Origin of the sequence: Corallococcus sp. CA054B (assembly GCF_003611625.1) — a bacterium.
GTDB lineage: Bacteria > Myxococcota > Myxococcia > Myxococcales > Myxococcaceae > Corallococcus > Corallococcus coralloides.
On sequence record NZ_RAVY01000307.1, the window covers coordinates 1 to 7,565 of the forward strand.

Annotated in this window: 8 protein-coding genes and 1 pseudogene; 7 read left to right on the top strand and 2 right to left on the bottom strand. The window is 68.4% G+C overall.

Going from position 1 to position 7,565, the window contains the following annotated elements; translation table 11 throughout:
- Positions 1-768: pseudogene (locus D7V80_RS39250) on the top strand (molecular chaperone DnaJ); the annotation flags it as partial.
- A 30-nt stretch (positions 769-798) separates the two neighbouring features.
- Here D7V80_RS39250 and D7V80_RS39255 read toward each other — a convergent pair.
- The gene (locus tag D7V80_RS39255; RefSeq protein ID WP_120592909.1) at positions 799-1,482 is read right to left on the bottom strand and encodes a hypothetical protein; all 684 of its coding nucleotides are present in this window, start codon (positions 1,480-1,482) and stop codon (positions 799-801) included.
- 228 nt (positions 1,483-1,710) lie between these two features.
- On the opposite strand from D7V80_RS39255, the gene D7V80_RS39260 reads away from it, so the two are divergent.
- Genes D7V80_RS39260 through D7V80_RS39285 form a run of 6 tightly spaced genes read left to right on the top strand, consistent with a single transcriptional unit; the run spans position 1,711 to position 6,420 of the window.
- Positions 1,711-2,481, top strand: coding sequence for a TadE/TadG family type IV pilus assembly protein (locus tag D7V80_RS39260; protein ID WP_120592910.1), 771 nt, complete (start codon positions 1,711-1,713; stop codon positions 2,479-2,481).
- Between the two features lie 8 nt (positions 2,482-2,489).
- Positions 2,490-4,007 (top strand): hypothetical protein, encoded by a 1,518-nt coding sequence (locus D7V80_RS39265; protein WP_370452623.1) that lies wholly within the window; start codon positions 2,490-2,492, stop codon positions 4,005-4,007.
- The gene (locus D7V80_RS39270; protein WP_120592912.1) at positions 4,004-5,092 is read left to right on the top strand and encodes a hypothetical protein; all 1,089 of its coding nucleotides are present in this window, start codon (positions 4,004-4,006) and stop codon (positions 5,090-5,092) included. Before D7V80_RS39265 ends, D7V80_RS39270 begins: the two co-directional genes overlap by 4 nt.
- Positions 5,086-5,946, top strand: a complete 861-nt coding sequence (locus D7V80_RS39275) for a hypothetical protein (RefSeq protein ID WP_120592913.1) — start codon at positions 5,086-5,088, stop codon at positions 5,944-5,946. The genes D7V80_RS39270 and D7V80_RS39275 overlap by 7 nt, the downstream gene beginning before the upstream one ends.
- 23 nt (positions 5,947-5,969) lie before the next feature.
- Positions 5,970-6,251 (top strand): hypothetical protein, encoded by a 282-nt coding sequence (locus D7V80_RS39280; protein WP_120592914.1) that lies wholly within the window; start codon positions 5,970-5,972, stop codon positions 6,249-6,251.
- Complete coding sequence (locus D7V80_RS39285) at positions 6,232-6,420, top strand: hypothetical protein (protein ID WP_120592915.1); 189 nt, start codon at positions 6,232-6,234, stop codon at positions 6,418-6,420. Before D7V80_RS39280 ends, D7V80_RS39285 begins: the two co-directional genes overlap by 20 nt.
- A 27-nt stretch (positions 6,421-6,447) precedes the next feature.
- On the opposite strand, the gene D7V80_RS39290 is transcribed toward D7V80_RS39285, so the two are convergent.
- The coding region (locus D7V80_RS39290; RefSeq protein ID WP_233586068.1) for an ABC transporter substrate-binding protein at positions 6,448-7,565 on the bottom strand (1,118 nt) is incomplete at its 5' end.

Consider the following 7,565-nt stretch of genomic DNA (forward strand, 5'->3'; position numbering starts at 1 on the left):
AGAGACATCCCCACACCGGTGCCCGTGCCTGCCCAGGCACCGTCGGGCACGCCCTTCGCGGACGAGGACGAGGCCGCGCGCAACGCGCTCGTGGGCGCGTTCCTCAACCACCGCAGCCTGGATCCATTCGCCCTGTTGGACGTGCCGGAGGACGTGCAGCCGGTGGCGCTGCGCAAGGCGTTCCTCGCCGCCGCGGATCGCTTCTCCCCGCTGCGCTTCCAGACCTCGGAGCTGAAGGAGAAGGCGGAAGGGATGCTCGCCGCGTACGCGCGGGCCTACGGCGCGCTGTCGGAGCCGGAGCAGAACGCGCTGTGGAAGAAGCGCCGGCAGGCGCACCGGGAGAAGGCGCGCAGCAACACCGGCCGGCCCTCCACCGCGGAGCAGTTCCGCATCCGCACGGACCTGCTGGACGCCACCACCCAGTTCGACGAAGCCAAACGCCGCCTGGAGGCGCGCAACTTCGCGGGCGCCTTCGAGTACTTCGAATACGCCTGCGACATCGACCCCCGGCCGCTGTACCAGGCCCACCGCGCCTGGGCGCGCTACCTCATGAAGCCGGAGGCGCACGGCCGGCTGGTGCTCCAGGAGCTCCAGGAGCTGACGCGCCAGGAGCCCGGCCTGGAAGAGGGCTGGGCCTTCCTGGGCGACGTGGCCCGGGGCGAGGGCCAGTGGGCGCTCGCGGAGGACGCCCTGCGCAAGGCCTTCAAGCTGAACCCCCAGCAGCGCCGCTACGTGGCGCTCATCCAGGAGATCGCCCGGCGGCGGTGAAGAGGCCCGCCGCCGGACACGGGGCGGTGCCTACAGCGCCTGCAGGGCGGCGCGGTCGGACGCGGACAGGCCCTCGCCGTTGGTCAGGTGCGAGACGGCCACCTGGATGACGGCGGCGTCCTCGACCTCCAGCGTCTTGCCCGCGAGCAGGGAGTACAGCTCCTGGAACTCCTTGTACTGGACGGTGGGGCCCAGGACGTACTTGTCGTCCGGACCCGTGGTGGAGCGGTCCTGGTTGGCGCAGTACAGGAACAGCGGCACGAAGAAGCGGTCGCCCGGCGGCACTTCGATGGTGACCGTCTGCACCAGCAGCCCGTTCTGCACGTCGTCGTTCGTCGACACGAAGATGAGCCCCGGCGGCAGCGTCAGCGTGATGGGCGCGCCCGTGGTGTTGCGGAAGATGAGGCACAGCGTCACCTCGTCACCGCTGCCCTTGGCGTCCTCCGGGAAGATGTCGTCGCACTCCACCGGGTCCTGCGGCGTGTAGCTGGTGATGGGGTTCTCCAGCGTCAGCCCCGCCGGCAGCGCGAACGTCGTCCCCGCCGGCGTCTCCTTCGAGGTTCCCAGGCCGGGGCCCGCGGACTTGGTGGTGCTGGTGCCCCCGTCGGTCTTGGTGCCGCCGTCCGGCGTGGGGCCCTCGCCGTCGTCACTGCAGGCCGCCAGCAACGCCACCGCCAACGCCACGCCCATTCGCTTCGCCACGTGCCAGTTCATGGATTCATCTCCCTGCGCCTCAACGCGAATGCCCGTGCCAACCATGGCATACGCACAGCGTCAAGCACCCCGGGCCCCGGCCAGCCCGATAATGTCCGCAAGCCTGGAGGACGGGCCTGCATTCCCGGCCACTTGGCCGATTCCCGCCGAACCTACGGGCGGTATGGTAACGGCACAATGGGTCGGGAAGCCTCCCACCTTGGGGTATTTTCAGTACAGGGGCGAAGCATGAGGCGCGGCAACGAATCAGGCCAGGCGGCGGTGGAGACGGCCATCGTCTTGCCCCTGTTCGTGTTCATGCTGCTGGGCATCCTCCAACTGGGACTGATGCACCAGGCCCGGCTCCTCACGAAGTACGCGGCCTACAAGGCCGTGCGCGCCGGCTCCATCCACAACGCGGACATCCCCACCATGGAGAAGGCCGCCCTCGCGGTGCTGCTGCCCATGGTGAGCACGGCCGCCAGCGGCGGCGCGGAGATCATCAAGCCCATCACCAGCGCGGGCGACTTCAAGTCCAAGTTCGAGTCCGGCGACATCGGCAAGAACCAGATGGGGGACGCCTCCGGCCTGAAGTTCGCGGAGGTCACCATCTGCAACCCCCTCAAGGGGGACCTGGGCTCCGGCTCCCACGGCAACAAGGAGATGGACTTCGATGATCCGAAGGTCGCCTCCGGTGACCAGGGCTGGGCGGACAGCCTGCGCACCAAGCTGAGCGTGCAGGTGACGTTCAACTACCGCCTGCCCATCCCGTTCGCGGACGTCGTCATCTACAACATCGCGCGCGGCCGGGACCTCCCGTACGTGCTCCGCCTGGGCAAGGACTCGGACCGGAACGAGTTCATGGTCAAGAAGATGTCCAAGTACGACTCCGCGGCGGACAACAAGCTCTACATCCTGCCCATCCGCGCCACGTACATCATGCGGATGCACTCCAACCTCTACCTCACCCAGAAGGAACTTCCGGAGGAGAACGAATGCATCTTCCCGTTCGAACCGTGAGGTCCACCTTGCGGCCCAAGCGCGGCCAGGCCCTGGTGCTCGCGTGCCTGTCCTTCCTGTTGCTCGCGTTGATGACGACGCTGAGCTTCAACCTGAGCCACGCCCTGCGGGAGAAGATGAGCCTGCAGCAGCACAGCGACGCGCTCGCCTACTCCATGGGCGTCGTGGAGGCGCGCGCGCTCAACTACTACGCGGCCAGCAACCGGGCCATCGCGTCCACCTACGTGGGCATGACGTCCGCGCACGGCTACATGGCCGCCGCCAGCGCCACCGGCGACATGATGCGCGCCGGGCAGATGAGCTTCTTCATCATCGCCGCGCTGGAGGTCGCGCAGTGCCCGCCCTACAACTTCCAGCACTGCTTCGACGCGATTGAAGCGCTGATGATCGCCATGGACTACAGCTCCAAGGCCAGTGACTACGACTCCAAGGTCAAGGACGTGGAGGAGAAGTTCAACAAGGTCATCCACGACCTGAACACCATGGCCAACGGCATCCACGACTCGCAGAAGTCGGCGCACCGCGCCGCGCGCAACGCCCTGCGCGACGGCCAGTCCGCCAGCCTGTCGGACCTGACCGACTACAGCGTCCCCGGCGCGTCCTCGCTCAACTCGTCCGTGGGCGGGCTGAACGCGGAGGAGTTCGACTGCGCGGTGGACGGGATGAACTGCCAGCGCCAGGGCTCCAGCAACAAGGCCCGCGCGCAGGTGATGACGGAGATCTCCAACGCCTCGCGCCCCAGCTGGGCCGCCAACCGCAGCCTCCCGGTCATCATGAACGGGCTGCCCACCTACTACAAAAGCGACTTCATCCGGGACCTGCTCAAGGACATCCCGGGTGAGGGCACGCACGTCATCATGGGCCACCAGGGCACGGCCAAGGTCGCCCAGACCAAGAGCAACATCCACGGCCCCGGCCAGGTCACCGGCAACGAGGGCAAGGTCGTGGTCGCGGACGAGCACGGCACCCTCATGTCTCAGTGGCGCCACGGCTTCGGCGTGGGCACCTACAAGGCCGTGGTGGAGAGCAGCGAGAACGGCGGCAGCCACGAGCCTGGCGGCGCCCACAGCGGCCAGCACGACGAGTTCAAGGGCATCAACACCAAGGACCTGATGAGCTGCTCGGGCAGCGGCAACTGCTTCATGAAGTTCCGCGCCAACGACGACCCCAGCACGGACTGGGGCCAGCCGCACGTCTACAGCTACGTCACCAAGCAGTTCTTCGTGGGCGACAAGGACAAGGCGCCCTGGGAGCTCAACGACAGCGGCTCCTTCACGCTCACGCACGGCGCCCAGGGGGATGGCCAGCTGCGGCTGGCGCCCGGCGAGGGCGCGGCGCTCTCCAAGGCGCTCGTGTACTACCACCGCCTGGGGCCCAACGGCTGGAAGGAGGCCCCGGGCCTCTTCAACCCCTACTGGCGCGTGAAGCTGCACCCGTTCACCGCCCAGGAGGCCGCGCGCGTGCTCAACCGCGCCGGCAACGGCGACGCGGCGGACCTCGCCAGCGCCAAGGACCTGGCCCTATGAGCGCCATGCACCCGAAGAGCCGCCGCGTCCGGGGCGCCGCCTCCGTGGAGATGGCGCTCTCGATGATCGTCCTCATCCCCATCTTCATGTACGCGCTCTTCCTGGATGACCTCCTGCGCTACTCGCTGGACGCGCAGGAGGCGGCGGTGACGACCATCTGGGACTTCACCACGCAGGACTACACCAAGGCGCTCAAGCAGAGCGGCGGCGGCGGCACCGGCCCCCAGGGCGGCAGCTCCAACGTGCAGCACAACGCTCGCCTCACCTACTGCGACCACGAGTCCGGCATCGACCGGCCGGACGTCATGTCCGGCAGCAACTACGCGGACTGCGAGGACACGGACCACCACCTGGCCGTCGTCGCCCACGTGTGCTGGATGAACAGCAACGCCAAGCAGGTGACGTGCGAGGCGCCGGACAACGGCGCCGGGTCGCTGGGCGGAGGCATCGCGGGCCAGTACCGCAGCCAGTTCTCCAACGGCGGCCTCATCCAGTGCTCCGCCCGCGCGGTGGTGGAGAACTACCTGCTGCCGGAGGAGTTCCTGCCGGAGTTCAGCAAGAACGAGAAGCTGACCAAGAAGAACTGGAAGCAGGAGGGCGTGGCCCAGGTCCACGAGAACGCCCAGCAGGGCACGGGCGGCGAGGACGGCAATGCGTACTTCCTCAAGGAGCAGCGCATGGCCATCATCACGGACACGTGGGCGCTGACGGAGGACGCGGACATCTCCCCGTCGGACTCCAGCGGTGAGATGTATGCCCGCACGGAGCTCGTCTACACGAAGGTCCAGCCCGGCTATCAGTCCATGCGCGGCAACATGCAGGATTTCCGGTCCGCGCTCACCGAGGACCTGCTGGACAGCATGATGCTGTACGCCTTCGAGGACTCTCCGGAGGACCCGTACCTGTCCATCCACCCGCACCTGGCCAACATGCAGACCCCGGCCAACACCGTGAACCAGGAGGGCAGCACCCGCTACTTCAACCAGGAGTGGCGCGACTGGGACAACGACAAGAACCAGGACACCTACAAGCACTCGGACCGCGGTGAGTGGTACATGGGGTGCAAGGATCCGGAGTCGTGCTGAAGGAGTGGGTCTCGCATCCCGCCTTCCGCACCGCGTCGGTGCTGGTGTCGGTGGCGGTGGCGGGCATCCTCATCGGCATGGGCTGGGAGGAGGCGCGCTACGGCGGCGCCCGCACGCGGCTGGAGCGGGCGGAGGCCGCGGCGGACGAGCTGGACCAGGCGGCGCAGCGCACCCCGGGCCGCTCCAAGCGGGATGAGGCCATCCTCGCGCGCACGCTGTCGTACTTCCCGCCCTATCCCAACGGCGGCCGTCCGGAGGCGCTGGCTGCGGACTACCTGGGCCCGGACACGCCCATCGCGGTGGCGTGGTTCTCCACGCAGGACTCGTCGGACCAGGTGCTGCAGCACTACCGCAAGTTCCTCCTGGATGAGGGCCTGCCCGTCGTGGGCGTGCGCTTCAACGACAACGCCGGCTACGTGGGCTACTGGGTCCCCAAGGATGACGAGGTGCGGCTGATGTCCACGCTGCACCAGAGCGGCGAAACCATTGTCTTCGTCTCCTCCGCGCGCATGCGCAACTACCTGGAGCGCGCGGGCCGGGTGCCCGCGGGCATCCCGGTGCCCCGGAACCTGCAGGACATCGCGTCGCTGTCCCTGCGGATGGAGGGCGCCACCAACGTCACCGTGTCCGGCCGGGTGCCGGACGCGGAGCTCCCCGACGTGGAGCAGGCCTACCGCGCCCAGCTGCGGGACCAGGGCTGGAGCGTGTCGGAGGCCCGCCAGGCGGGCTTCCAGGAAACCGAGTTGACCCTGACGCGCCCGGGGCTGCGCGGACAGGCCTCCTTGCGGCAACCTTCCGCGCAGCACGTGGTGGACTTCCACCTGTCGCTGATGCGGTCCCAGGCCGCGCCATGAGCCCGGCACGGAGAGAGGGAACGATGACCCGTTTCAAGAAGCAGGTCCTGATGCTGTCGCTGGGCGCGGGCGCGCTCTTGTGGGGCCCGCGGGCCTTCGCCGGCGCCAGCTGCGAGCGCCGCTGCGCGGAAGACAAGGCGAAGTTCGAGAAGGTGTGCAAGGAGAAGGCGAAGAACGCCATCCCCTATTGCGTGAAGGTCGCCGGCCAGGCGCGCGACAAGTGCATGAACCAGTGCCGCACCGGCAAGAAGGGCGGTGGTGGCGACACGAAGATGGAGGCGCCCGGTGAAGAACACGCGCACTAGCCTGAAGCGGGCCCTCCAGCGCGGCCAGGCCATGTCGGAGTACGGCGTCATCACGGCGGCGTTCTTCGGCTTCACCGTGCTGAGCTGGCCGTTCCTCGTCCAGCTGCTGCGGGCCCTCAACACCTACTTCCAGTCCATCTACTACATCATCCAGTCGCCCATCCCCTGACGCCGGGGACGGGCGGCCGGAGCGGCTTCAGGGCTCCACGGTGGTGACGAACACCGCCTTGCCGCCCTCCACCTTCATCACCACGGCCTGCTTCACCGCGTCGCGGTTGGCGTCCAGGTTGATGGTGCCCGCCACGCCCGGGAAGTCCTTCGTGGCCGCGATGGCGTCGCGCAGCGCGGGGCCGGACGTGTCCGGCGCGCGCTTCATCGCATCCACCAGCAGGCGCGCGGCGTCGTACGCCAGCACCGCCACGCTGTCCGGCACGCTGCCGTAGGCGGCCTTGTACTTCTTCAGGAAGTTCTGCACGACGGGGTCCGGGTTGTCCGGCGAGTAGTGGTTGGAGAAGTAGCTGCCCTCCAGCGCGGAGCCGCCCAGCTCGTACAGCTTGTCGGAGTCCCAGCCGTCACCGCCCAGGAGCGGCACGCGCAGGCCCACCTCGCGCGCCTGCCTCGCGATGATGCCCACGTCCGTGTAGTAGCCCGGGACGAACACCGCCTCCGGCTTCATGTTCTTGATGGACGTGAGCTGCGCGCGGAAGTCCGTGTCGCCCTTGGAGTAGCTCTCGTTGCCGACGATGGTGCCGCCGAACTCCTTGAACTTCTGGTGGAAGACGTCCGCCAGTCCCACGGAGAAGGCGCTCTTGTTGTCCGTGAGCACCGCGACCTTGTCGAGCTTGAGGTTCTCCCGCGCGAACTTCGCCATCACCAGGCCCTGGAACGGGTCGATGAAGCAGACGCGGAAGATGTAGTCGCCCTTCTTCGTCACCTCCGGGCTGGTGGAGGTGGGCGTGATCATGGGCACCTTCGCCGCCTGCGCCTTGTCCGCCATGGCCATGGACACGGACGACGCGGCCTCGCCCAGCAGCGCCACCACCTTGTCCTGCGCGATGAGCCGCGTGGCGGCCTGGGCGCCCTCCTCCGGCCGGCCCTGGCTGTCGTAGACGCGCACCACCAGCTTCTGGCCGCGCACGCCGCCCGCGGCGTTGGCCTCCTGCAGCGCCAGGTCGATGCCGTTGCGCGCGGAGATGCCGAAGGTGGCCTCGGAGCCGGTGAGGCTGCCCACCTCGCCAATGAGGATGCTGCCCTCCGGCGGTGGCCCCGGCGGGGCGGTGGTGGCGCCACCCGCTTGCGTGGCGGGCGCGGGCG

Coding starts and splice junctions, on each gene's coding strand:
- D7V80_RS39255 (WP_120592909.1), bottom strand. CDS start 1,482: ATGAACTGGCACGTGGCGAAGCGAATGGGCGTGGCGTTGGCGGTGGCG.
- D7V80_RS39260 (WP_120592910.1), top strand. CDS start 1,711: ATGAGGCGCGGCAACGAATCAGGCCAGGCGGCGGTGGAGACGGCCATC.
- D7V80_RS39270 (WP_120592912.1), top strand. CDS start 4,004: ATGAGCGCCATGCACCCGAAGAGCCGCCGCGTCCGGGGCGCCGCCTCC.
- D7V80_RS39280 (WP_120592914.1), top strand. CDS start 5,970: ATGACCCGTTTCAAGAAGCAGGTCCTGATGCTGTCGCTGGGCGCGGGC.